The organism is Flavobacterium sp. SP2, from assembly GCF_057626655.1.
In genome coordinates this window covers 259,070-283,135 of the sequence record NZ_JBVHBT010000002.1, presented here as the reverse complement: position 1 = coordinate 283,135, position 24,066 = coordinate 259,070, and the positions used below count along the sequence as shown (strand labels likewise).

Here is a 24,066-nt window from a genome sequence, read left to right as displayed (position 1 = left end):
ATCATGTATTTCATACTAATAGGAATTATTGCTTTATTCAGTTTTCTGGTAAGCTCCAGACTAAAAAGTAAATTCGATCAATATTCTAGAATAGGTTTGCGCAACGGAATGTCAGGTGCCGAAATAGCCGAAAAAATGCTAGCCGATAACGGAATTTATGATGTGCGAGTTATTTCAACTCCAGGTCAATTAACCGATCATTACAATCCGTCAGACAAAACCGTAAACCTGAGCGAAGGAGTTTACAACCAACGAAATGCCGCAGCAGCAGCTGTTGCAGCGCACGAATGTGGTCATGCAGTACAACATGCACAAGCCTATTCGATGTTGACGTTGCGTTCGCAATTGGTGCCAATCGTAAATATTTCGTCTACCATGTCGCAATGGTTAATTTTTGGTGGATTAATCTTAGGAATCGCATCCAAAGGATTTTCATTCGGATTTTACATTGCCGTTGCCGGATTGGTATTAATGGCTGTGGCAACTCTTTTCAGTTTCATTACTTTACCAGTAGAATATGACGCCAGTAACAGAGCGTTGGCGTGGTTGAAAAACAAAAACATGCTCAGCCAACAAGAATATGCTGGTGCTGAAGATGCGTTAAAATGGGCTGCAAGAACCTATGTTGTAGCCGCAATTGGAGCTTTGGCTTCGTTATTGTATTGGGCAATGCAAGTTTTAGGACGACGGGAATAAGCTATTTTCGTTTTTTTAAAACTATTTTATATCTATTCACCGTTTCTTTTCGTTTTCTAATAAAATGTAATGAAACGGTTTTTTTATTGCTATTTTTGTAAAACTCTAAACCAAATTTTAATGCGAATATTTTGGATTTTTCTGTTTCTTATTCTGAGTCAATTTGGATTTTCACAACGGTTGATGCAAGGTCAAATACTTGATTTTGATACCAATGTGCCTATTGCTTTTGCCAAAATAACGTATAACAATAAAACCATTGCTTCCGATTGGGAAGGAAAATTCAGCTTATTAGTTAAAGACGATAAAAAACCAATTCTATTTTCTTACAAGGGATATTACGATAAAAGTTATTATTTGACGGTTGGTGCAACAACAATTTCGGTGAAAATGACAACCGATAATTCGTTGAAAGATCAAGAAATTTATTCAGAAAATTTGGTCAACGGAATTATTAAAAAAGTGGCTGAAAACAAAGGTAAAAATCAGCCAGAAAAAGCGTTTAAAACCTTTGAATATAAAAATTATGAACACCTTTTAGTTACCGCTAATACCGATTCAATTTCAGGAAAAATAGATACTATTGTCGAAAAAAGATTATTTGGTAAAGATTTTAAATATTTGGATTCTACCAATTATAAGTTTAAAAAACTATTAGAAAAGCAACATGTTTACCAAACTGAAAAAGTCAATTTGATTCAGTTTAATGAAACTGGTATAAAAGAAACGATTCTTGCCGCACGAATGGCAGGTTTTAAAACACCTTTGTATGAGTTTTTGGGATTGAATTTGGTTTCCTATTCGTTGTATGATAACAAGTTAAATATTTTAGAAATTCCGGTTCACAACCCAATTTCGTCCTACGGTCGCAAGCTGTTTACCTTCAAATTAATTGATACTGTAAAAGAAGAAGGTCGTAGTGTGTATCGCATTTATTTCCAGCCTAAAAATTTAAAATCCAATAGATTACGTGGTTTACTTTATGTTGATGCGGCCAATTTCGGAATTGCCAAAGCGTTCTTTAGAATTTACGGAATTATCAATGTTAATGCTACGTATACGTTTAAATATCTAAAAGACGAGCAAATTTGGTTTCCCGAAAAAAGACGGTTTACAGTCGTAAAAGGCAATAATTCAGAAGATGTAAAAGTTTTTGGTGGTACGATAAAATTCAATACCAATTTAGATAAATTAAAAAAAGATGCTTCCGATCAGATTTATTTAAAATTAGAATCGACACCTTATGATATCAAAATCAATACACCCGTAGCTTTTGAAAAACCTGCAATCAAAATTGATGCACGGCAAGCTGTTGAGGTGAAGCCAGATAAATATTGGGTAGGATTTCAGAAAGACACTGTTGATGTAAGAAGAATAAGAACCTACACCAAACTGGACAGTTTGTCTGAAGCAGAAAATATTGAGCGAAAAATATTCTTAGGCAAGAAAATTTTCAACGGTTATTTGCCTATCGGAATTGTTGATATCGATTTGAAGAGTTTGATAAAATACAATAATTACGAAGGTTTCCGATTGGGAATTGGAGGTGTAACCAATGCGAAATTATCAGAAGTTTATAAAGTTAATTTTTATGCCGCTTATGGTTTGAAGGACGATAAAATTAAATTTGGTATTGCGCCTTCCTATTTGCTGGACAAAGAAACCAATACTTGGGCAAGTGTTTCCTATAGCGAAGATTTGAACGAGATTGGTCAAATTCAGTTTGCTACCGAGCCAAGACGCTTCAAAATCTATGATCCACGACCGATAAATATTTCGACTTTTTACAGCAATAAAATGGCTTCGGCTTATATTGAAAGTAATTATTTTGCAAAAACCAACGCTTATTTTGGTGTAAAAAGAAGCGAAGTTGAGCCGCTTTTTAATTACATTTATACGCTTGATGGTGAGGAATTTACCAAATACAATATTACAACAGCGCAATTTTCTGTACAATGGAATCCGTTTAGCAGCTACATGCAAACTACTTCAGGTAGGATAGAAATTGATAAAAAATTTCCAAAATTCTCTTTTCAGTTTACACAAGCATTACCCGAATTTACTGGGAATGATTTTAGTTTTTCTAAAGTTGATGTTCGCGTGCTTCATGAAATTCCGTATTTGTCTGGGCAAAATACTTCCTTTTTGTTGCAAGGCGGTTTGGCTTCTGGCGATGTTCCGTTAACTCATTTGTATAGTATTGCGCCGAATAATTTGAACCGCGAAACCCTGTTTAAACGAATTACTTTTGCCAGTAAGAACGGATTTGAAACCATGTTTTTCAACGAGTTTTTCTCTAGTAGATATGTTAGTTTTCAAGTGAGACATACGTTTAACAAAATCAAATTGGCGTACAAAATTAAACCATCCATTTCTGTAGTAACTCGAATGGCTTTCGGAACTATGGATAAACCGGAACAACATCTCGGATTTGAATATAAAACCTTAGAAAACGGTTTTTTTGAAAGCGGTTGCGAGTTGAACAATATCTTCAAAGGCTTAGGACTTACCGGTTTCGTGCGCTACGGACCAAACGGATTGCCTAATTTTGTAGATAATATTTCTATTAAACTGAGTTATGTTTTGAATTTGGGGTTTTAAATATCTAAATACACTACGGTTTAATAATCAAAACCGACGGAATCGTACTCAGCCAAATACTCTGTGAATCAACCAATTTTTTCCAACTATCCAACGAAATCATCATCAAATCTTGTTTCGCAAGAAATCCTGCTTTCATTTTATTTTCGGTTAAAACCGATATGTTGCCAGGATAGGTATGTTCTAAGGTTTGAATGGCATTGTCGATACTTTCATTTCGTTGTACTTGCTCGTCAATTTCGAGTACGGTAACTTTAGATTGGTTGTTGTAAATTAATTTTTCGGCATAATCAATCAAAAATGCATCTTCAACAGCAAATATGGGTACAAAAACATTAGCAATTTCGTTTAAATCTTTGTCGATAAGAATTCCTAAAGGCATTTTGCTTTTAGAAATGATCAATCGCGTTCTGTCGTCAAATGGTGAGTTTTGAAACAAACCTTCTTTACCTGTAAACTTATCAAGCAATCGATCGGGATTGATAATTCGGGTGGTAAAACCCAATACTTTTCCCAAAAGCGTACCTTCAAATATTGATTTTCCTAATCCTACCAATACTAAATCGAAGTTTCCTTTGGTCGCTATATCGGCAATATCCGTTTCGATATCCACAGTAGCTTTGAATATTTTTGTAATTTCTTGGTTTAATACTTCTGATTCTTTTACTAAAGGTTCAAAGGTTTCTTGCTCGTATTCCTCAAGATTGTAAGCATGCATTTCATCCGATAACGAAAGGTGCAAGGCGGTAATGTTGGTGTTGTCTTTTTGTTTTTTTACAAAACTGTTGGCCATTCGCAACAACGATTTTCCTTTTTCATTGTTTCCAAAAGAGATTAATATTTTGAAAGTACTGTTGCTAATTTCTTTCGGAATTATCACTTCTTTTCGCTTGAAAATATAGTTTATCAAATCGATTGCTGGTCCAGTCATGAAGGTGGTAACCAATGCCATAATGACCATCATGGTAAAAATTTCTCTCGACAAAACTCCCAAATCGTATCCAATATTTAACACAACCAATTCCATCAAACCTCTAGTGTTCATCAAAGCTCCAATGGTTAAACTATCGCGCCAATTTTGCCCAACAAACTTGGCAGCCAAGGCGCTTCCAAAGAATTTACCAACAACAGCTACTAGAATTATCAATCCGGTGATTTTCCATAAATACGGATCGTTTATTAGTCCGATTTCTGTTCGTAAACCAGTGAAAACGAAGAATAATGGAAGCAATAATATCAAGGCTACATCTTCAACTTTTTCAATAATTATGGTTCTGATTTTATTAATATCAGGCATAATAGCACCAGTTAAAAAAGCGCCGAAAAGTGCATGAATTCCGATAATTTCTGATAAATAAGACGAAATAATTAAGGTCAATAAAAAGATAGCGACAACAGGCTTGCTTAAATTATCACGTGTTGCATACAAGTCACCTACTTTTTTCAAGAACGGTTTCACGATAAAAAGCATGGCTAAAACGTATACAAATGCTAATAAAATTACATATAACGAACTTGTAAATGTACCAGCTTTAACAATAGCAATTACGGCAGCCAAAATACACCAAGCTGTAATATCATCGGCAGCAGCGCATGTAATGACAATGGCGCCAAGTTTGGTTTTATTAATACCACGTTCTTGAACAATTCGTGCCAAAACTGGAAAAGCCGTAATACTCATGGCAATTCCCATAAACAAACTGAACGATAAAAACTCGATTCCTTCTGGTGCAAATTCGTTGTAAACAAAATACGCCAAACCAATTCCTAACGCAAACGGAAATATAATACTAGCATGACTGATGACTACGGCATCATTGGCTTTGTTTTTTAAAACTTTCAAATCCAATTCCATTCCAATTACAAACATGAAAAGGATTAATCCAATCTGACTTAAGAATTGCAAATTACCAAGCGATTCTGTCGGAAAAAGCAAACCCGAATATTCAGGAAAATACTGTCCAACCAACGATGGTCCAAGAAAAATACCAGCAATAATTTCTCCAATTACCGACGGTTGACCAATTTTTCTGAACAACCATCCAAAAATTCGAGCTACAATGATTATCGTAATTATTTGCAGTAAAAGTATCGCCAACGGATGTTGTAAATTGTGCTTCAGCGATTCGGTAAATTGATTAAAATAGTTCGAATTTGAAATTGGAGCTACAACATCGCTAGTTTGCAAAAGTTTACCTTTAGATACAATCCAGAAAATTAATGCAGTAAAACCGCCAGTTACTGCGATATAAAATAGTGAATTTTTAAGTTTTTTCATATTCGGTTTATGCGTATGGATAAAGTTGTACAAATATGATAAAAACTTATTTAAAAACTTATAAATCAAATTAATTTTAATGTGAAGTTTAGAATGTTACTTGTAAATTAAGTTGAAGTTAAAAGATATCGGTTTACTATTTTACTTTTGTACTATTTCATTACCTTTGCAACCCATTTTAGGTATATGAAAAAGATGTTAGGTATTGGTTTCTGGGAATTTGTAGCGCGAGTTATACTTAGAAACAGAGTTGTATTGTTGTTAGGAGTTCTTGCTATTACCCTAGTTTTTGCCTTACAATGGAAAAATGTTAGGTTTACCAAAACCGAAGCCAATCTTATTCCGGCAGATGATAAAGTAAATGTGGATTACGATAAATTTCTAAATAATTTTGGTGAAGAAGGAAATTTGATTGTTATCGCTACCAAAGATGCCAAACTATTTACACCAAAAGTTTTTGCGGCTTGGAGCCAAATGATGAAAAACATCAAATCCGACAAAGAAGTAAGTTTAGTGATATCGGTAGACAATCTTCAGAAGTTGGTTAAAAACGATTCATTAGAAAATTTCCAATTAAAACCGTTTGTTAATCCTGAAAAAATTAATGATCAAAAGTACCTGACAAGTCTCAAAAATGATTTCTTTACCAATTTTCCATTCTACGAAGGATTACTTTTCAATAAACAAACACAAGCAGTACGTTCGGCAATTTACATCGATAAAAAAATTGTAAATACCACCGCCAGAAAAGAGTATATCCTAAATAAATTCATTCCCGAAATTGATAAATTTTATAAAGAAACCGGCATCAAACCGCACGTTTCCGGAATGCCTTACATTCGAACATTAAACGCCAAAACAATTATCGACGAAATCGGATTGTTTATTGGCGCAGCATTATTAATTACATCACTTATATTTTTCTACTTTTTCCGTTCGTTTAGAGCCACAATGGTATCCATGATTGTCGTAATAATTGGTGTAATGTGGTCGTTCGGAATCATGGGCGCAATGGGTTACGAAATTACAGTACTAACCGCATTGGTTCCAACATTGGTCATCGTAATCGGAATTCCAAACTGTATTTTCTTCATCAATAAATACCATCAAGAATACCACAAACATTCCAATAAAGCCAAATCGTTACAACGCGTCATTACCAAAACCGGAACGGCAACGTTAATGACCAACATTACAACTGCGGTAGGTTTTGCTACTTTTATAATTACCAATAATGTACTTCTAAAAGAATTTGGAGTCGTTACAACGCTCAATATTTTAGCGATTTACTTGTTGAGTTTACTAATTATTCCAATATTTTTCAGTTACATTCCGCCACCAAATGCAAGGCATCTCGGACATTTAGAACGCGAATCGTTAACCACATTTTTTAAATGGATTATCAGAACAGTAAAGTTCAATAGAGTAGGAGTTTATGTTACCGCTGTAGTGCTTTTAGTGTTCGGAATTATCGGAATTTACGAAATCAAAATGTCGGGAAGTATCATTGAAGACATGCCAAAGAAAACCGAGTTTTTCGACGACATTCGTTTCTTCGAAAAAGAATTTAATGGGGTAATGCCTTTGGAGATTATGATTGACACCAAAAAGAAAAATGGTGCCATGAAACTCACCAATTTACGCAGAATGGAAGAGTTGGAAGAAACCATAACCGAAATTCCAGAACTTTCAAAACCACTTTCAATTGTAAATGTTGCCAAAAGTTTCAAGCAAGCCTATTATAACGGAAATCCTGAGTTTTACGAAATCCCGTCGTCGCAAGAAGAAACATTTTTGCTTCCATATATTAAGAATTCTTTAAAAAATTCCAAAGACAATCAGCTCAAAAGTTACCTTAGTAACGACGGAAGTATTGCCAGAATGACCACGTTTATCAAAGACGAAAACGGCGAAAAAATGGAAGAGGTAGAAGCGCAATTGCGTCGAAAAGTAAACAAGCTTTTTCCCGAACCAAAGTATGATGTCGTAATTACAGGAAAAGCATCAGTTTTCCAAAAAGGAACCAAATATTTACTAGACAATTTACTATCATCGTTACTTTTTGCTTTCGCTTTAACTGGCGGATTGGTAGCCATCATGTTCCGTTCGTTCAAGATGGTTTTGGTAGCCATAATCCCCAATTTATTACCTCTAATCATGACTGCCGGAATCATGGGCTTTTTAGGAATTCCTTTAAAACCCTCAACTTTATTGGTTTTCGGAATCGCATTTGGCTTGTCTGTCGATGATACTTTACGATTCTTAGCGCAATACCGTTTGGAATTGGCACGAAACGATTGGAAAATAAAAAAATCAGTATTTGCAACCTTCAACGACGCCGGAATCAGCATGTTTTACACATCGCTCGTACTATTTTTTGGCTTTTCCGTTTTCATGCTTTCTAGTTTTGGAGGCACGGTTGCACTCGGCGGATTAGTTTCCATCACCTTGTGTTTCGGTATGCTGTCCAACTTGGTTTTGCTGCCTTCGTTAGTGTTAACGCTCAATAAAACATTGGCCAACGAGCAAGAATTTCTGGAACCTACAATCGATATTCTAGAACATTCCGACGAAGATTTAGATGCATTAGAACGAAAAAAATAAGTATTTTTAGAAGCTATTCCTGCTATCCGTTTCAATCTTTCTTTCCAAATTGCTTTTTTCTACGCCATTTTAAGAGCTTCCGTTGGTCGCTTTAAAAAAGCAAGAAAAAATACAATTTATAAAGAAAGGATTTTCACTGCTATCAGGGCTAAAAATGAGTAGAAAAATTTATATTTGCAGTTAGATTCCTATCTAAATAGTTAAAAATTTAATATCCAATAGTTAAAATGAAACATACAAAAGTTAAAGCGTTATTAAACAGCACCTCTACGATAAGTGAAGTAAATGCCAAAGGTTGGGTTAGAACTTTTAGAAACAATCAATTTATAGCCTTGAACGATGGCTCAACAATTAATAATATTCAGTGTGTAGTCGATTTTGAAAACACACCCGAAGAAACCTTAAAAAGAATTACTACTGGAGCTGCAATTTCGGTTACTGGAGCATTGGTAGAAAGTCAAGGCGCAGGACAGAAATACGAAATTCAAGTTGCTAAATTAGAAATTCTTGGCGATTGCGATGCCGAGAAATTCCCAATACAACCAAAGAACAAACCAAGTTTAGATTTTCTTCGTGAGAACGCCCATTTGCGTGCAAGAACCAATATGTTTGGTGCTATCATGAGAGTTCGTTCGGTTTTGGCTCACGCCGTGCACACGTATTTTCAAGAAAAAGGATTTGTGTACGTAAACACGCCAATCATCACAGGTTCTGATGCTGAAGGCGCTGGAGAAATGTTCAAAGTTACCGCTTTGCCATTTGACAATACACCAAGAACCGAAGACGGAAAAGTAAATTATAAAGAAGATTTCTTCGGAAAAGAAACCAATCTTACGGTTTCTGGTCAATTAGAAGGCGAAACTTTTGCAATGGCTTTAGGTCAGATTTACACTTTCGGACCAACTTTTAGAGCAGAAAATTCTAATACTTCGCGTCACCTTGCCGAGTTTTGGATGATTGAACCAGAAGTTGCTTTCAATGATTTGGACGATAACATGGATTTGGCAGAAGATTTTATTCAATACGTAATTAAATATACGATGGATAAATGTCCCGAAGATTTAAAGTTTTTAGAAGGTCGTTTACTAGACGAAGAAAAATCGAAACCACAAGCCGAGCGTAGTGAAATGGCTTTGTTAGAAAAATTAAATTTCGTTTTAGAAAACAATTTCAAACGAGTTTCTTATACTGAAGCTATAGAAATATTAAGAGAATCTACTCCAAATAAAAAGAAAAAATTCAATTACATCATCAACGAATGGGGTGCCGATTTGCAAAGCGAACACGAACGTTATTTGGTTGAAAAACATTTTAAATGTCCGGTAATTTTGTTTGATTATCCAGCTAATATCAAAGCGTTTTACATGCGTTTAAACGAAGACGGAAAAACAGTTCGCGCCATGGATATTCTTTTCCCAGGAATCGGAGAAATCGTTGGTGGAAGTCAAAGAGAAGAGCGTTACGATGTTTTGCTAGAAAAAATGAAAGTTTTAGGAATCGACGAAGAAGAGCTTTGGTGGTATTTAGACACCAGAAGATTCGGTAGCGCGGTGCATTCAGGTTTCGGATTAGGATTTGAACGATTGGTATTATTTGTAACTGGAATGACCAATATTAGAGATGTAATTCCTTATCCAAGAACACCTTTAAACGCAGAATTCTAAAAAAAAAGGTTAAAAGTTTAATTGTTTAAAAGTTTAGTTTGCTAGGCTTTTAAACTTTTAAACCCATAAACTTTTAAACTATAAAAAATGTTAAAACAAAACTTACAATTCAAATTATCTCAAAAATTATCTCCTCAACAAATTCAGTTGATGAAGTTGATTCAATTGCCTACGTTGGCTTTTGAGCAGCGATTATTGGAGGAAATGAACGAGAATCCGGCGTTAGAATCGGGAAAAGATGAGGAAGAGGTTTTTGAAAAAGACGAATTCGATAACAACGACGAATACGATGATTATGAAGGAAGCGACAATATTGAAGCCGACGACATTAACGTTGACGAATATTTAAGCAACGACGAAATTCCAGATTACAAACTGCAAGCCAACAATTTTAGCGACGACGATGACGACCGCGAAAATCCGTATGCATCGCCAGTAAGTTTTCATCAAGATTTAATCAATCAATTGAATACGTTTATTCTGAGTGATTCTGATAGAGAAATTGCAGAATTCTTGGTTGGTAGTATTGATGATATGGGTTACATCCGAAGAACAATTCAGGATATTGTAGACGATATGGCATTCACTCAAGGCATTTACACCGATGAGAAAAATGTGGAAAGAATGTTGCATGTAATTCATGAATTAGAACCTTCAGGAGTTGGTGCGCGCGATTTACAGGAATGCTTGATGTTGCAGTTAAAACATAAAACACCAACAGAATATGTAGACTTAGCTTTAGATATTGTCGAAAATCAATTTGAAGCCTTTACCAAGAAACATTACGATAAATTGCTTCAAAAATACAGTATTTCGCAAGAGCAACTCAAAAAAGCAATTCACGAAATAGAAAAATTAAATCCGAAGCCAGGCGGTTCTTTTACAGGAAACAATAAAGTTACCGAAAACATCATTCCAGATTTTGCAATCAGAATCAACGATGGCGAACTCGAATTAACTTTAAACGGAAGAAACGCACCATCACTTCACGTATCGAAAGATTACCAAGAAATGATGCAAACCTATAAAGATTCGAGAGACAAATCGGGTTCACAAAAGGAAGCAGTTCAGTTTATCAAACAAAAATTGGATTCGGCCAAATGGTTTATCGACGCCATAAAACAACGTCAGGAAACGCTTTTTGTAACCATGAATGCCATCATGCATTTTCAACAAGAATATTTCCTTGACGGAGAAGAAACCTCAATGAAACCGATGATTCTTAAAGATATTGCCGATATGGTTGGCTTGGATATTTCAACCGTTTCTCGGGTAGCCAACAGCAAATATGTCGATACGCCTTATGGAACTAAATTGATCAAAGAATTTTTCTCTGAAGCCATGAAAAACGATCAAGGAGAAGATGTTTCTACTTTAGAAATTAAAAAAATTCTTCAAAACACTATTGAAGATGAAGACAAAAGCAAACCGCTTCCAGACGATCAGCTGGCCGAAATTTTAAAAGAAAAAGGCTATCCAATTGCTCGACGAACTATTGCAAAATATCGTGAACAACTTGATATTCCTGTGGCACGAATGAGAAAAAAAATATAGATTTTTTGCCATTTATTTCCAGTTGATTTAGCAAAAATTAAAACAGTACCATTTTGAAAAAAATCCTTCCTTTTTTTTCTTACCTATTTCATCCTATTTTTATTCCGCTTCTTGGAACACTATTTTATATCTATTTCAATCAAGGATATTATACTAAAGAGCAGTATTTTCTGCTTTTATTTCAAGTAATCATCATTACTTTTTTTCTGCCAATGTCGTTTTTTTATTTGCTTAGAACCTTTGGAAAAGTAGATACAATCATGCTTTCTGAAACTTCGCAACGTAAAATTCCGTTATTGGTTCAAATAGTTTTGACCTATGTTTTAATCGAAAAAAGCGTCACTATCGATAGGTTTCCGGAGCTTTATTTCTTCTTTTTTTCTGGAATTTGCAGCACAATGCTTGCCTTGTTGCTGGTTTTCTTAAAGTTCAAAGCAAGTATTCATATGATTGCTTTAAGCGCCTTGACTTTTTTTGTTGTAGCACTTTCGTTGCATTATCGGCAAAATGAAGTAGGATATATTTGCTTTTTATTCATCATTACAGGCTTTGTCGCTTCCTCCCGATTGGCAATGCAAGCGCACACGCCCAAAGAATTGCTAGTAGGATATCTTGTTGGTATGTTACCTCAAATTGGGCTTTGGTATTTCTGGCTATAAAATATAAAATTGCAAACCTATATTTAACGTATTCATGTTAAGATTGTCGTTGCCAATTTTTGCCGATTTAAATAGTGGATTCAATCCGTAATAGGCATAAAAGTTCCAAGTATTCCAACCAGCAGTTAAGTAGCAACCGTACTGAAATTTATTCAAATCAGGATTGTTTTTGATAATAATCGTTTGTACATCGTTGACAAATTTATATTTATCTGCGAATAAATAGCTTACTTTAAAACCGGTATAAATACGCCAAAATTTATGACTGTCGTAGGTGGAATTGCGCCATCTAATCTCGAATGGCACGTCGATGTAATGTAAAACTTGTTTGCTTTTATCATAAAAAATATCGCTCGATAAAACTTCGTAAACTCTAGTTTCATTTCCGTTTCCATCTTGTTCTTTGTACTGATACAAGTTATGATTGTAGGAACTAGATGAATAACCCAAGCCCAATGCTACTGCAAATGTTCTTTTTTTGTTCAAAGGCATATCTCTCAGAAAACCAAATGCTATACCAGGCGAAAACTTATTTTGTCTGAGTCCGTCGGGAGTTTTGGCTAAGCTGTTGTACGTAAAATTGAAGTAAAATTGGTCTTCGCGATACAGCGAATCAACTACAGTTTTAGTAGTATCAATAACAGATTCTTGAGCGAAAACTTGAGCTACAGAAAAGAGTAAAAATAATTTTAAAAAAAATCGCATACCTTTATTTTATGGTCTAAAATTACGAAAAAAACTCCTAGTAACTTCGCATATAGTTCACTTTAAAATATCAAAAAAAAATACCTCAAAAGAAATGAGGCATTTTTTATAGTACTATAAATGGGATCTTAAAACAATCCTTCAATTGATAAGTAGCGTTCGCCTGTATCATAATTAAAGGTCAAAACTCTTGCATCATTTGGAATTTCAAGTAGTTTTTTAGAAACTGCAGCCAACGAAGCACCAGATGAAACGCCTACCAATATTCCTTCTTTTCGGGCAATTGCTCTAGTAAATTCGTACGCTTCGTCTTTGCTTACTTGAATCACTTCATCAATAGCATTGGCATGGTAATTTTGAGGTACAAATCCGGCACCAATTCCTTGCAGCGGATGTGGTGCTGGACTTCCACCACTTAAAACAGGAGAAAGTTCTGGCTCGACTGCAATAACTTTTAAATTCGGAAATTTCTCTTTCAAAACTTCGGCAACACCGGTGATATGTCCGCCGGTACCAACTCCAGTAATAATATAATCTAACCCTTCTGGAAAGTCGGCCAAAATTTCTAAAGCCGTTGTAGTTTTATGGATTTCTATGTTTGCTGGATTATTAAATTGTTGTGGCGACCAAGCATTTGGTGTTTCTTGAACCAGTTCGGCTGCACGTTCAATAGCGCCTTTCATTCCTTTTTCACGAGGTGTAAGTTCAAATTCTGCGCCATATATTTCCATTAGTTTACGGCGTTCTACACTCATCGACTCGGGCATTACTAGAATTACTTTGTATCCTTTTACTGCCGCAACTAGCGCTAAACCAATTCCAGTATTTCCAGATGTAGGTTCGATAATAATGCTGTTGGGTTGCAACAATCCTTTTTGTTCCGCATCTTCAATCATTGCCAGTGCAATTCGGTCTTTAATACTGTTACCAGGATTGGTGCGTTCTAATTTAATCCAGACATTTTTGTTTTCAAAAAGTCGGCTTAATTGTACTACTGGAGTATTGCCAATAGTTTCTAAAATGTTGTTCGCTTTCATAGTTTTTTATTTTTTAGATACTAAAATTTAGTGCTTCAGGAAATGATTGTTTGCTTTTTACTATTATTTCACTTTTATGAAAAACCAAAGATTGAGCAGGTATAGAGTTTGTAATCCATACATTTCCACCAATAACCGCATCTTTTCCTATAGTAGTTTTGCCACCTAAAATTGTTGCGTTGGCATAAATAATTACGTTGTCTTCAATTGTAGGATGACGCTTTTCATTTGATTTATCTTTACTGACCGTCAATGCTCCAAGGGTTACACCTTGATATATTTTTACGTTTTTTCCAATTATTGCAGTTTCTCCAATTACAATTCCAGTACCGTGATCAATAAAAAAGCGTTCGCCGATTTTGGCTGCTGGATGAATATCGATTCCAGTTTTGCTGTGTGCGTATTCAGCGATCAATCTAGATAAAATTGTGCTTTTATTTTTCCATAGTTCAAAGGCAATTCGGTGCACTGTTATGGCAAAAAATCCCGGATAAGCTATTAACACTTCATTTCTCGATTTGGCTGCTGGATCAAATTCTAAAATGGCACTTAAATCTTGTAAAAGTGCTTGGTAAATCGTACTAGCGGAGTCGAAAAAAGTAGTTGAAATTGCAACTGCATTTTCGTTTGAAAACGATTCTTCTTCCAATAATTCAATTAATAAAAGACGTAATTCATTTTCCTTTTTTTGAAAATAGGTGTAATCTATATATTCTTTTGTGGAGCAAAATAGCCAATTCGAGGTTTCATTAACCCAATATTTGGCTTTTTTTTTGCTCATCAAAATTCTTTTTTCAAGAAAATTAGATTGATAAATGGTTTTATTTTCAGACATCGAAATGGTATTATAAAACAAAACTCTTCAGGTGATTGAAGAGTTTTGTCAATTAGTAATTATATTATTTATAATCAATCCATAACAAAAAGCTCCTCATTTTGAGAGCAGTAACAACAAATGTATTTGGCAACTATTGATTTCATTTTAAAACTTGTATATACAAATATGGATAGTTTTTGTCTACTTTCCAAATTATAAGTAGAATTTAACTTTTTATTAAAGGTACTCAATTTGTATCTAAAATTGATTTAAAATTAATCTTTCAATTCCATTATACCTTTTTATTTGTGCTACTTTTGCCGAAAATTATATTATGAAATCGTTTACGTGTTTATTGTTTGTTGTTTTGCTATTTCTTTTTCCAAATAATTCGAATTCTTGGGGTAAAAAAGGGCATTCGTTGGTAGCAGAAGTTGCCTTTAAATATTTAGATAAAAACACTAAGAAAATTGTAAAAGAATATCTTGACGGTATGACAATTCAAGAAGCAGCCAATTGGATGGACGACATAAAAAAAGACAAGAAATACGATAACTTAAAGCCTTTGCATTATGTGAATTTCGAAAAAAATGAAGAGGTAAAAGAGCATTGCTGCGACAATATCTTATCGGCATTAAACGGTTGCATTGTTAAATTGAGAGAGTACAAAAAGTTGTCTAAAGAAGAAGTGAAGACTAATTTATGTTATCTATTTCATTTAATTGGCGATTTACATCAACCTTTGCATATTGGTTATGGAAGCGATAAAGGCGGTAATAATTTTCAAGTAAATTTTAACGGAAAAGGAACCAATTTACATTCGTTATACGACTCGGGAATTATTGAATTTAAAAAATTAAAATTGAAGCAATGTTTGAAGGAACGTCAATATTCGAAAATTGAAATTGATGCTATACAAAAAGTAGATGTTGTGAAGTGGTCGGTTGCTTCAAGAATGCAGTTGGAAACCATTTATGATGTCAAGAATAATAAAATTTCTGAAGATTATGTAAACGAAAATCTACCTATTATCAAAAATCAAATTCACCTTGCTGGGATAAGACTTGCAGGAGTTTTACAGCAAGTTTTTACAGATAAGTAAAATAGTTGCAGAGAGGATGGGATTCGAACCCACGATACAGTTACCCATATACAAACTTTCCAGGCTTGCTCCTTCAACCACTCGGACACCTCTCTTTTTGGGATTGCAAAGAACACTAAAAATTAGCAATAATCAAAATTTTATTCCATTTCTCCACGCAATGATGTTTCAAAAATAGTTTTGAATACCGAGTGGGAAACATTTTGCCCTAAAAGATACATCAGTTTTGTAATTGCAGCTTCTGTTGTAATATCTTTTCCAGATATTACGCCAATTTTTTTGAGCATGGTACTCGTTTCATATTGACCCATACTTACACTACCACCAGAACATTGTGTTACATTGATAATATGTAGTCCGCTTTTAATTGCTTTTTTCAAAATCTGTATGAACCACTCTTCGGTTGGCGCATTGCCAGAACCATAGGTTTCCAAAATAATTCCTTTTAGATTCGGAATTGAAATTAGGGCATTCAATACTTCTTCATTTATTCCCGGAAACATTTTTACAATTACAACATGGTCGTCTAAATTTTTATGAACAACTAGTTTTTTGGTTCCGTTTTTGGGTAAAACAGCGTGTTGATTTATGTTTAAATGTACACCAGATTCGGCAATAGCAGAAAAATTAGGAGACGAAAAAGCCTTGAAATGTTCGGCATTAATCTTAGTGGTTCGGTTACCGCGGTACAATTTGTATTCAAAATACAAGCATACTTCGTTCACCACCGATTTGTTTTTGACTCTAAGTGAGGCAATTTGAATTGCGGTAATCAAATTTTCTTTCGCATCAGTTCGTAAATCACCGATAGGCAATTGTGAACCTGTGAAAATTACAGGCTTCCCTAAATTTTCTAGCATAAAACTTAATGCCGATGCTGAATAGGACATCGTATCTGAACCATGAAGTACTACAAATCCGTCAAACAATGCATAGTTTTCTTCGATTATTGTAGCAATTTTCACCCATTTTTCAGGATTCATGTTGGATGAATCTATGGGTTTTTCAAAAGATATGGTCTCAATTTGACAATCGAGTTGTTTCAGTTCAGGGATTTTTTGTAATAATTTACTAAAATTAAATGCTTTTAAAGCGCCAGTTTCAAAGTCTTTCATCATACCAATAGTTCCACCGGTATAAATAAGAAGTATGTTGGGTTTAGATTGCATTTTCGTATTTAGATTTGTTCACCACCGGATTGGCATACATGTTCAAAAATCCTTCCATCATAATTTGATTCGAACAATCAATTTTTAATTCTAATCTTCTTTCAAATAATGATTTTTCGTCTTCAGTGTAGTGATTGCTGTATGAATTGGTTTTATTTAATAAATCGTAGGCAATATAATTAGTTGGCCATAATTTGTACGACTGTAAAATAGAATCGTCAATAGTTTGGGCAAGAGCTTGAACTTGTTTGTTGGTATTGTCGTTTTCTTCAGCAATCACATCAAGTTCGGTGTCTAAAACATCGCCAACGTGAATGTGAATGCGTTTTTTCTGACCGATAATTCCGCTTAAAAGTGTAACAAAATCTTCGTTTTTTTCCTTAATATATTTTTCAGCTTTTGCTTCCGCCATTAATTGCGGCATTTTTAAAGCATCTGTAGGATCGTATTCGTAGGATATAGAAACAGGTACAATTTTTAATTTCTTAAAGTATTCCATAACATTTTGCTCGTCAGAACCCATTCCAAGCATTTTCAAAACGCCAGAATGTGTAGCATCATTTCCATCTTTAGTTCTTCCTTCGCGCTGTGCAATCCATACCGAACGGTTTTCGCGCAACAGCAAATGACCAATGTATTCGGACATTAATTTCGAACTTTGCAATAATTCTCTTGGCGATAAACCTCTTTGAACTAAAAAATTTCGATTGAGTTTGGCTAACGTATTCATAAAATCACGTTTTACCAAGTTATCGCCAATTGCAGAAGCTGTCATGACTAATCCGTGTTCGAAAATGCAAGTATTTAGTAATGAAGTATCTAATATAATATCCCGATGGTTTGAAATGAAAAGGTACGAAGTATTTTTTTGTAATTTTTCAAAACCCGAAGTGGTAAGTCCTTCAGATGATTTTTCTAGTACTTTACGAACAGCCTGATAAATAAAATTACACTGAAAATCTCGTATAGAATGTGTTCTTTTTAACTGTTCTTTCCATACGGATTCGTCAAGTTCTGGAAAGGTAAATTCCATTATGGCCTTCATCATTGGATGATTTAACGAGGAACAAATGGCTTCATTTACTTCGGTATCGTAAAACGGACGAATAGCATCAAATTTCTGCATTTTAGTTTTATTTTTTTAGCATCACAAATAAACAAAAAAAAACGCATTTTACGATTAAGAATTGGTTAAATACCAAAAATAGCTTTAGAGTTTTCTGTAGTAATCTGAGCAATTTCTTCTAGTGGAAGTTGGTATATTTCGGATAATTTCTGAGCAACCAAAAGTGTGTAACTGCTTTCGTTTCGCTTACCGCGATGTGGCGCTGGCGCTAAATAAGGCGAATCGGTTTCTAAAACAATATGTTTCAAATCGATTTGATTAAGAAATTGGTCAATCTTTCCGTTTTTAAAAGTGGCAACTCCGCCAATTCCGAGTTTCATATTCAGAGAAATTGCTTGCTGGGCTTGTTCTAAATTTCCCGAAAAGCAATGAAAAATTCCAAATAATTCGTCGCTTTTTTCAGATTCTAAAACTTCGAAAACTTCGTCAAAAGCGTCGCGACAATGAATGTTTATTGCCAGTTTGTGGTTCTTTGCCAATTGAATTTGACGTTTAAAAGCAATTTTTTGAATCTCTAACGTAGTTTTGTCCCAATATAAATCGATGCCAATTTCGCCAATTGCATAAAATTTATTTTTCTCCAATTCGGTTGCTACATGCGCTAATTCATCCAAATAATTTTCTTTTACATAACACGGATGTAAACCAATCATCAAAAAAATATTTTCTGGAAATTGTTGTTCCAAATCGTACATTTTTTCAGTGTAAGAGGAATCAATCGACGGAATGAAAAATCGTGAAACTCCGGCATCTAGTGCGCGTTGAATCATTTCTGGTCGGTCATTTTCAAATTCGGAAGAATATAAATGCGTGTGTGTATCGGTAAGAATCATTATCGGATTGCGATTTTGTGTTGCAAGTTTCGGCTATCGAATTGCAAAAGTAATGAAACAAAATAGTGTTTGACAAAAAAAAAGTAGCACAAAAGTCACAAAACTTAATCCATAGCTTTCGTGATTTTTGCGCTAAAGTCTAATCCAAATCATTTAATAGTTGCTGCGCTTTATCAAAATCTTCGGCATCTGATGGAATTTGAGTGAGATACTCTTTACATTCTTTATATTGTTTTTGTTTCAATTTTGATAGAGCCAAATTCCAAGTTGCCTTGTCTTTATATGCTGAATTTCCTGATTTTATATTTGACAGCAAAAGTTCTCCTTTTACATAATCGTTTGTTTCAATTAGTGAAATTCCATAAAAATAGTGCAATTCAGTATTGGTGAAATCCTCAATTTTTTCAAATGCTTGAACAGCTTTTTCATATTCTTTGGCATTGAAGAAATCTTGCGCATTTTTCAAGTTTACATCTGCAGTACTTCGCTCTACAAAAACTGCTGTTTCATGTTGATTGTAATCAGAATATTCTGGTGTTCCATTTTGCATAAAAAAGAAGATTCCAATAAATAACGCAACCGAAGCGGCAACAGAGTAGTGCCAAGGTTTGAACGAAATGACTTTGGAGGTGTTTTGCGTTTCGGATGAAGATAGATTCTCAAAATAATTTTTTGAAATTGCTGTTAAGTTCTCTTTGAAGCTTGATGTTTCAGTTGAAAATTTAGTGTTTAGAAATTGCGTAGTTTCTTTATACAGTTCAAAACTTTGTCTGAATTGTGCGTCATTCTGAAGTTGTTCTTCGAACAGTATTTTTTCTTCTTGCGGCATTTCGTTATTGATATAACTTTCAAAGCCAATGTATTGTTCTTCGTTCATGACTGTTATTTTACAGATTTAAATCTACTGGATTGTTGAATCATTTCGGTTAATTGGCCAGTGCAAATGGATTTTTTCTTGCGCACATAACCATAAGTAACATTCAGTTTTTCGGCTACTTCCTCCATCGTTTTTGTAACAAAACTAAGTTGGAGTACTTCCTGACATTTCGCACCAAGTTTTTGAAACATTTCGTCAAAAAGCGAGCGTTTTTCTTCAAATACTTCGGTTTGAAACGTCATTTCCTGAACGTTTTCCTCTATAGATACATTATCATCTGTAATTGTTACCTGTTTATTGGATGTTTTTTTCAGCTCATTCAACCAACGTCTTTTACATAATAAAAAGAAATAGGCGTCAAACGGACAGGTAAGTTGCAGTCCATTAGTTTTTGCTTGATTGTAAATTGTTACTAGCACTTCCTGAATTACATCTTGAGCATCGTCATAATCGCCACTATTGTTTCTGATATAATAAATCACTTTAGGAGCAAATTTTTTATAAATCGATTGAACTACGCTAGAGTTATTTTGCAATAATCCTTCGATGTAAAGTTGATCTTGATGCACTTGAATTGCTTTCATAAGTACTTTATTTACAGCTAATGTAAAAAAAATACAGATAAATAGGTAACAAATTTATAAAGCATTTGATATAGTGGTATAAACGTTCTGAAATTGGAATTTTGAAATTGCCGAAAAATAAATTTTAAAAATAATTTTAAAATAGGGGTAACAAATTTTAAAGCCAATTGATATAACCGTATAAAACAAATAGTAACAACATTAAAACTTAGAAATTATGAAATCAAATTTTAAAAAAATCGGTCTTTTAGTTTTAGCTTCAATTGCTTTAACAAGTTGTTCAGATGATGACAACAACACAACAAACAACGTTCCAAGTGCAGCACAATTTGCAGCAATACGAGAAAATGCAATGGACGGAATCACACAAAACTTTGCTTTAACAGTAGAAGACGGTGCAACAACTTTCACATCTGTAAAAGGAGTTCAGTTTACAATCAACGGCGGTTGTCTTACTAAAAACGGAAATCCAGTAACCGGACAAGTGCAAGTAGAATATGCCGAAGTTTTCGACAGTGGAACAATGCTTGTGACAGATAAAACCACAATGGGAAAAATGCCAAATGGCGATATGACCTTGATAGTTTCGGGTGGCGAGTTTTTTGTAAATGCAACACAAGATGGAGTTCAACTTGATATCACGTGTTCAATTCAACTTATAATTCCATCTGCTTTAACTGGTGGCGCCGATACTGGAATGCGTCTTTGGGATGGTATTATTGACGCTGACGGAAATCTTGATTGGGAACAACAAGCCGACACACCAAACGGACAAAATAACATATTTGTGGAAGGAACAGCTGTAAACGCACCTTATTACGCTTTCTTCAATAATTTTGGTTGGACCAATGTAGATCGTTTTTATAGTGATCCAAGACCTAGAACTACTATTTTAGCAGAAGCGCCAAGTGGATATAATTTTGGAAACAGCGCTATTTATCTTCACTATGATGGCGAAGCTAATACACTAGCAAAATTAGATACATACAACGATACAACCAATCAGTTTTCGGAGCATTACGGTCAAATTCCAATTGGTTTAGAATGTCATGTAATTTTCGCAACCGAAGAAAATGGACAATGGCGCTATGCTATAAAAGCAGCAACAATTGCCGCTAATGATGTGTATGTTTTTACAAATGCCGAAACAACATTAGGTACTGAAGCACAACTTGTGGCAGCAATAAATGCACTTCCATAATTACAGATAAATTATATTTTAACAAAACTGACGATTCATTCGTCAGTTTTTCTTATATTTATAACACCAACTAAACCAAGCAGATATGAAAAAACTATTACAAGTACTTTTGATTCTTGCTCCTTTTCTATCTTTTTCGCAAACAAAAATCAAAGATACCGTTACCAGAAAAGCCACTATCGGATATAATCAAAATGGAAATTTAGTTTCGTTTAAACCACAAACACCAGCATTAATTCCGATTGCAGGCGCGCCAAAACCAAGTTATAGTTATTTCTGGGAAATGGGTGACGGAAGTTACAGCAAGCAAGCCGAACCTAAAAAGGTCTACAAAAAGAAAGGCAATTACAAAGTTAATTTATCGGTTACCAACAATTACGACAACGGAAAACCACCAGCTACGCGGCCAAAAACAGTAGCGATAAACGAAATTTCTGATACTAATTTTGATGCAATTGCTTCCTTGGCCGACACCACTTCTGTGCATCTTTTCGCCAATCGCGAACCCGTTCCAGAAGAAGAAATGATTGTAGTAATTTCCTATCAAAACAATCTGAATTATGTTGCTAATGGAAAATTATATCTCTTTTACAACGACAAAGAATTCAAAAACAAAAATTTCGAATTGCTAGAAACACGAACCCATTTTGGAGAGAAAGAACTTCAGGAAACCGGAATTGTTTCGAATGATGATTTGAATAATAATGATTGGAATGTCGCTTCCGCAAATGTTACTCAGCCTTCAAAACAACCTTTCTTTATCAATGATGAAAATCTTGAAATGACGTTAGCCGAAAGCAAAACCTTATTTTCTGATGTTAAGTCATTTGAATTTGACGGAATGAATCCGAGTGAAACCAGAAACATTTTCTTCACTTTCAAAACTACACCAGAAATGCTGAAAGACACCAGCGCAACTGTAAAAATGCGCGGAGTTTATGTTCCTGACCGAAATTACAAATCCCACAAAAAGAAAACTTTGGAAATGGAAATTGTAACATCGCACGATCCCAATAAAATGTCCAGCAACGCCACATTCATGAATTATAGATTGGTTCGGTTTAAAACCTTAAACTTCAAAACTCGTTTTCAAAACGATGGCGAAGGTCCAGCTCGAAAGATAAAATTAGAAACTGATATTCCAGAAATGTTTGACAAAAAAACATTAAAAATTGTCGATAATTATCCCAAATGTCCCATCTGTCCAAAAGGCGAAGAGGTGACTTACAGTTGCATGGATACTATAGTTTTAAAAAACCAGATTCATTTTATTTTTAAGAATATTTACCTTCCTGGAAGTCAGCAAAAAAATGTTACCGATCGCGATTCAACCAAAGGATTTGTAAAATATTCTATGAAATTTGCTAAGGATTTTCATAAGGTAAAAACCAAAAGCAGAACCGCAATTATTTTTGATAAGAACGAACCAGTAATTACAAATTATGCCGTAACACGTTTTTTACCCGGAATTTCTATCGGAGCAAAAGCAGGTTACAACTACTTTTCAAATCAGGAAAATGGCAAAAGTTATTTTACTGGAATCACCGTTTCTCCGTTTAAATCCTATCGTTTTTATTGGCAGGCAGAATTGTACTACAACTATTTTGAAAGCAGTTCCTCTAGCGCAACACCATTACAGTTAAGGCAATTTACGCCGCCTATTCAGTTGGCTAATGGTACTGTTTTGGATGTTGCGTATACGCAAACTTCAACGTCGTCAAAAGTTATAAAAAACATGGCCGATATTGTTCCTATTTCATTGCGCTACAACATCAACAATTTTATTGGAGTCGGAGTTGGTCCACAATTTTCGGTTTTGTTGAATAGTACTACCCAAAATAATTCGGTAACTCGATATTTTCAACCTAACTTTAATGAAAATCCACCTGGAGTTGGAGATGAAATTACGGCTTTACAAGAGAATAATTCTTCGGAAACCAAATTAAAATCGTTCGAAAAAATGCAGACTTCGGTTTTTGCAGACGTCACTTTTGGTTTTGCACGAATTGGTCCAAGTCTTGGAGTTAGATATTATCAAAATTTTGAAAAAGATTTTAATTATTGGCAGTTTTATGCTATTTGGAAATTTTAGGTTTCTAACTCAAAAGGCACAAAATCGAATCTAAAAAAATTGAAAATAGAGAATGAAATTTACAAAAAGTTATTTAAAAGATCTTACTTATAAAATAAATGGAGCTGCAATTGAAGTTCACAAAGAAATTGGTCCAGGACTTCTTGAAAGCATTTACCATAAGTGTATGATGCGTGAACTTGAATTTAGAGGAATTGAGTTTCAATCTGAATTAAAAGTGCCATTATATTTTAAAGGTGTTAATTTAGAAACTGAATTAAGATGTGATTTACTAATTGAAAAATCAATTGTAGTGGAATTAAAATCTGTAAAAGAATTTCTACCTATTTATGAAGCGCAACTTTTAACGTACATGAAACTACTTAAAGTTCCTAAAGGGATTATTTACAATTTTAATTCTTTAAATGTATATCACGCAGGGCAAAAATCTTTCGTAAATCATCACTTTAGTAGTCTTGAGGAATAAA

Annotated in this window: 19 protein-coding genes and 1 tRNA gene; 10 read left to right on the top strand and 10 right to left on the bottom strand. The window is 34.3% G+C overall.

The features are described from left to right. The first annotated feature begins 3 nt into the window (after positions 1 to 3). Entirely contained in the window at positions 4 to 696 is a 693-nt protein-coding gene (locus tag ACZ098_RS05710; protein WP_487310780.1) for a zinc metallopeptidase, read from the top strand. A 120-nt stretch (positions 697 to 816) separates the two neighbouring features. After that, positions 817 to 3,297, top strand: coding sequence for a DUF5686 family protein (locus tag ACZ098_RS05705; RefSeq protein ID WP_487310779.1), 2,481 nt, complete (start codon positions 817 to 819; stop codon positions 3,295 to 3,297). Between the two features lie 13 nt (positions 3,298 to 3,310). On the opposite strand, the gene ACZ098_RS05700 is transcribed toward ACZ098_RS05705, so the two are convergent. Then, entirely contained in the window at positions 3,311 to 5,575 is a 2,265-nt protein-coding gene (locus ACZ098_RS05700; RefSeq protein ID WP_487310778.1) for a cation:proton antiporter domain-containing protein, read from the bottom strand. Between the two features lie 186 nt (positions 5,576 to 5,761). On the opposite strand from ACZ098_RS05700, the gene ACZ098_RS05695 reads away from it, so the two are divergent. The 4 genes from ACZ098_RS05695 (at position 5,762) to ACZ098_RS05680 (ending at position 12,056) form a co-directional block, all read left to right on the top strand. Continuing rightward, positions 5,762 to 8,179 (top strand): efflux RND transporter permease subunit, encoded by a 2,418-nt coding sequence (locus tag ACZ098_RS05695; protein WP_487310777.1) that lies wholly within the window; start codon positions 5,762 to 5,764, stop codon positions 8,177 to 8,179. Between the two features lie 227 nt (positions 8,180 to 8,406). Next, a complete protein-coding gene (gene asnS / locus ACZ098_RS05690) occupies positions 8,407 to 9,843 on the top strand; it encodes an asparagine--tRNA ligase (RefSeq protein WP_487310776.1) in 1,437 nt (478 codons plus the stop codon). An 87-nt stretch (positions 9,844 to 9,930) separates the two neighbouring features. Beyond that, a complete protein-coding gene (gene rpoN, locus ACZ098_RS05685; protein ID WP_487310775.1) occupies positions 9,931 to 11,397 on the top strand; it encodes an RNA polymerase factor sigma-54 in 1,467 nt (488 codons plus the stop codon). Between the two features lie 53 nt (positions 11,398 to 11,450). Next, positions 11,451 to 12,056 (top strand): hypothetical protein, encoded by a 606-nt coding sequence (locus tag ACZ098_RS05680; protein WP_487310774.1) that lies wholly within the window; start codon positions 11,451 to 11,453, stop codon positions 12,054 to 12,056. Here the strand turns inward: ACZ098_RS05680 and ACZ098_RS05675 are convergent. From ACZ098_RS05675 to epsC, 3 genes are all read right to left on the bottom strand, one after another. Continuing rightward, positions 12,051 to 12,761 (bottom strand): porin family protein, encoded by a 711-nt coding sequence (locus ACZ098_RS05675; protein WP_487310773.1) that lies wholly within the window; start codon positions 12,759 to 12,761, stop codon positions 12,051 to 12,053. The genes ACZ098_RS05680 and ACZ098_RS05675 overlap by 6 nt on opposite strands. Before the next feature lie 128 nt (positions 12,762 to 12,889). Next, entirely contained in the window at positions 12,890 to 13,798 is a 909-nt protein-coding gene (gene cysK / locus ACZ098_RS05670; RefSeq protein ID WP_487310772.1) for a cysteine synthase A, read from the bottom strand. Between the two features lie 13 nt (positions 13,799 to 13,811). After that, on the bottom strand, positions 13,812 to 14,579 hold the full coding sequence (gene epsC / locus ACZ098_RS05665; RefSeq protein ID WP_487310771.1) for a serine O-acetyltransferase EpsC: 768 nt from the start codon (positions 14,577 to 14,579) through the stop codon (positions 13,812 to 13,814). Between the two features lie 370 nt (positions 14,580 to 14,949). Between epsC and ACZ098_RS05660 the strand changes: the two genes are divergently transcribed. Next, positions 14,950 to 15,717, top strand: a complete 768-nt coding sequence (locus tag ACZ098_RS05660; protein WP_487310770.1) for a S1/P1 nuclease — start codon at positions 14,950 to 14,952, stop codon at positions 15,715 to 15,717. Positions 15,718 to 15,725: 8 nt separating this feature from the next. On the opposite strand, the gene ACZ098_RS05655 is transcribed toward ACZ098_RS05660, so the two are convergent. From ACZ098_RS05655 to ACZ098_RS05630, 6 genes are all read right to left on the bottom strand, one after another. Further along, positions 15,726 to 15,812, bottom strand: a tRNA-Ser gene (locus ACZ098_RS05655). 45 nt (positions 15,813 to 15,857) lie between these two features. Further along, positions 15,858 to 16,886 carry an asparaginase gene (locus tag ACZ098_RS05650; RefSeq protein WP_487310769.1) on the bottom strand — a complete coding sequence of 343 codons (1,029 nt, stop codon included), beginning with the start codon at positions 16,884 to 16,886 and terminating at the stop codon, positions 15,858 to 15,860. After that, positions 16,876 to 18,012 carry a 1-acyl-sn-glycerol-3-phosphate acyltransferase gene (locus ACZ098_RS05645; protein WP_487310768.1) on the bottom strand — a complete coding sequence of 379 codons (1,137 nt, stop codon included), beginning with the start codon at positions 18,010 to 18,012 and terminating at the stop codon, positions 16,876 to 16,878. Before ACZ098_RS05645 ends, ACZ098_RS05650 begins: the two co-directional genes overlap by 11 nt. Positions 18,013 to 18,077: 65 nt before the next feature. Beyond that, the gene (locus tag ACZ098_RS05640; RefSeq protein ID WP_487310767.1) at positions 18,078 to 18,845 is read right to left on the bottom strand and encodes a TatD family hydrolase; all 768 of its coding nucleotides are present in this window, start codon (positions 18,843 to 18,845) and stop codon (positions 18,078 to 18,080) included. A 139-nt stretch (positions 18,846 to 18,984) separates the two neighbouring features. Further along, positions 18,985 to 19,722 (bottom strand): tetratricopeptide repeat protein, encoded by a 738-nt coding sequence (locus ACZ098_RS05635; protein ID WP_487310766.1) that lies wholly within the window; start codon positions 19,720 to 19,722, stop codon positions 18,985 to 18,987. A 5-nt stretch (positions 19,723 to 19,727) separates the two neighbouring features. Next, positions 19,728 to 20,306, bottom strand: a complete 579-nt coding sequence (locus ACZ098_RS05630) for an RNA polymerase sigma factor (protein WP_487310765.1) — start codon at positions 20,304 to 20,306, stop codon at positions 19,728 to 19,730. Positions 20,307 to 20,523: 217 nt separating this feature from the next. On the opposite strand from ACZ098_RS05630, the gene ACZ098_RS05625 reads away from it, so the two are divergent. From ACZ098_RS05625 to ACZ098_RS05615, 3 genes are all read left to right on the top strand, one after another. Beyond that, entirely contained in the window at positions 20,524 to 21,507 is a 984-nt protein-coding gene (locus tag ACZ098_RS05625; RefSeq protein WP_487310764.1) for a hypothetical protein, read from the top strand. A gap of 85 nt (positions 21,508 to 21,592) precedes the next feature. Then, complete coding sequence (locus tag ACZ098_RS05620) at positions 21,593 to 23,599, top strand: DUF7849 domain-containing protein (RefSeq protein ID WP_487310763.1); 2,007 nt, start codon at positions 21,593 to 21,595, stop codon at positions 23,597 to 23,599. Positions 23,600 to 23,651: 52 nt separating this feature from the next. Further along, positions 23,652 to 24,065: a GxxExxY protein gene (locus ACZ098_RS05615; RefSeq protein WP_487310762.1), complete on the top strand. Its 414-nt coding sequence runs from the start codon at positions 23,652 to 23,654 to the stop codon at positions 24,063 to 24,065. Position 24,066 lies beyond the last annotated feature (1 nt).

Excerpts from the sequence above, each read along its gene's own strand:
- ACZ098_RS05710 (WP_487310780.1), top strand. The coding sequence starts at position 4 with ATGTATTTCATACTAATAGGAATTATTGCTTTATTCAGTTTTCTGGTA.
- ACZ098_RS05705 (WP_487310779.1), top strand. The coding sequence starts at position 817 with ATGCGAATATTTTGGATTTTTCTGTTTCTTATTCTGAGTCAATTTGGA.
- ACZ098_RS05700 (WP_487310778.1), bottom strand. The coding sequence starts at position 5,575 with ATGAAAAAACTTAAAAATTCACTATTTTATATCGCAGTAACTGGCGGT.
- ACZ098_RS05695 (WP_487310777.1), top strand. The coding sequence starts at position 5,762 with ATGAAAAAGATGTTAGGTATTGGTTTCTGGGAATTTGTAGCGCGAGTT.
- asnS (WP_487310776.1), top strand. The coding sequence starts at position 8,407 with ATGAAACATACAAAAGTTAAAGCGTTATTAAACAGCACCTCTACGATA.
- rpoN (WP_487310775.1), top strand. The coding sequence starts at position 9,931 with ATGTTAAAACAAAACTTACAATTCAAATTATCTCAAAAATTATCTCCT.
- ACZ098_RS05675 (WP_487310773.1), bottom strand. The coding sequence starts at position 12,761 with ATGCGATTTTTTTTAAAATTATTTTTACTCTTTTCTGTAGCTCAAGTT.
- cysK (WP_487310772.1), bottom strand. The coding sequence starts at position 13,798 with ATGAAAGCGAACAACATTTTAGAAACTATTGGCAATACTCCAGTAGTA.
- epsC (WP_487310771.1), bottom strand. The coding sequence starts at position 14,579 with ATGAGCAAAAAAAAAGCCAAATATTGGGTTAATGAAACCTCGAATTGG.
- ACZ098_RS05660 (WP_487310770.1), top strand. The coding sequence starts at position 14,950 with ATGAAATCGTTTACGTGTTTATTGTTTGTTGTTTTGCTATTTCTTTTT.
- ACZ098_RS05650 (WP_487310769.1), bottom strand. The coding sequence starts at position 16,886 with ATGCAATCTAAACCCAACATACTTCTTATTTATACCGGTGGAACTATT.
- ACZ098_RS05645 (WP_487310768.1), bottom strand. The coding sequence starts at position 18,012 with ATGCAGAAATTTGATGCTATTCGTCCGTTTTACGATACCGAAGTAAAT.
- ACZ098_RS05640 (WP_487310767.1), bottom strand. The coding sequence starts at position 18,845 with ATGATTCTTACCGATACACACACGCATTTATATTCTTCCGAATTTGAA.
- ACZ098_RS05635 (WP_487310766.1), bottom strand. The coding sequence starts at position 19,722 with ATGAACGAAGAACAATACATTGGCTTTGAAAGTTATATCAATAACGAA.
- ACZ098_RS05630 (WP_487310765.1), bottom strand. The coding sequence starts at position 20,306 with ATGAAAGCAATTCAAGTGCATCAAGATCAACTTTACATCGAAGGATTA.
- ACZ098_RS05625 (WP_487310764.1), top strand. The coding sequence starts at position 20,524 with ATGAAATCAAATTTTAAAAAAATCGGTCTTTTAGTTTTAGCTTCAATT.
- ACZ098_RS05620 (WP_487310763.1), top strand. The coding sequence starts at position 21,593 with ATGAAAAAACTATTACAAGTACTTTTGATTCTTGCTCCTTTTCTATCT.
- ACZ098_RS05615 (WP_487310762.1), top strand. The coding sequence starts at position 23,652 with ATGAAATTTACAAAAAGTTATTTAAAAGATCTTACTTATAAAATAAAT.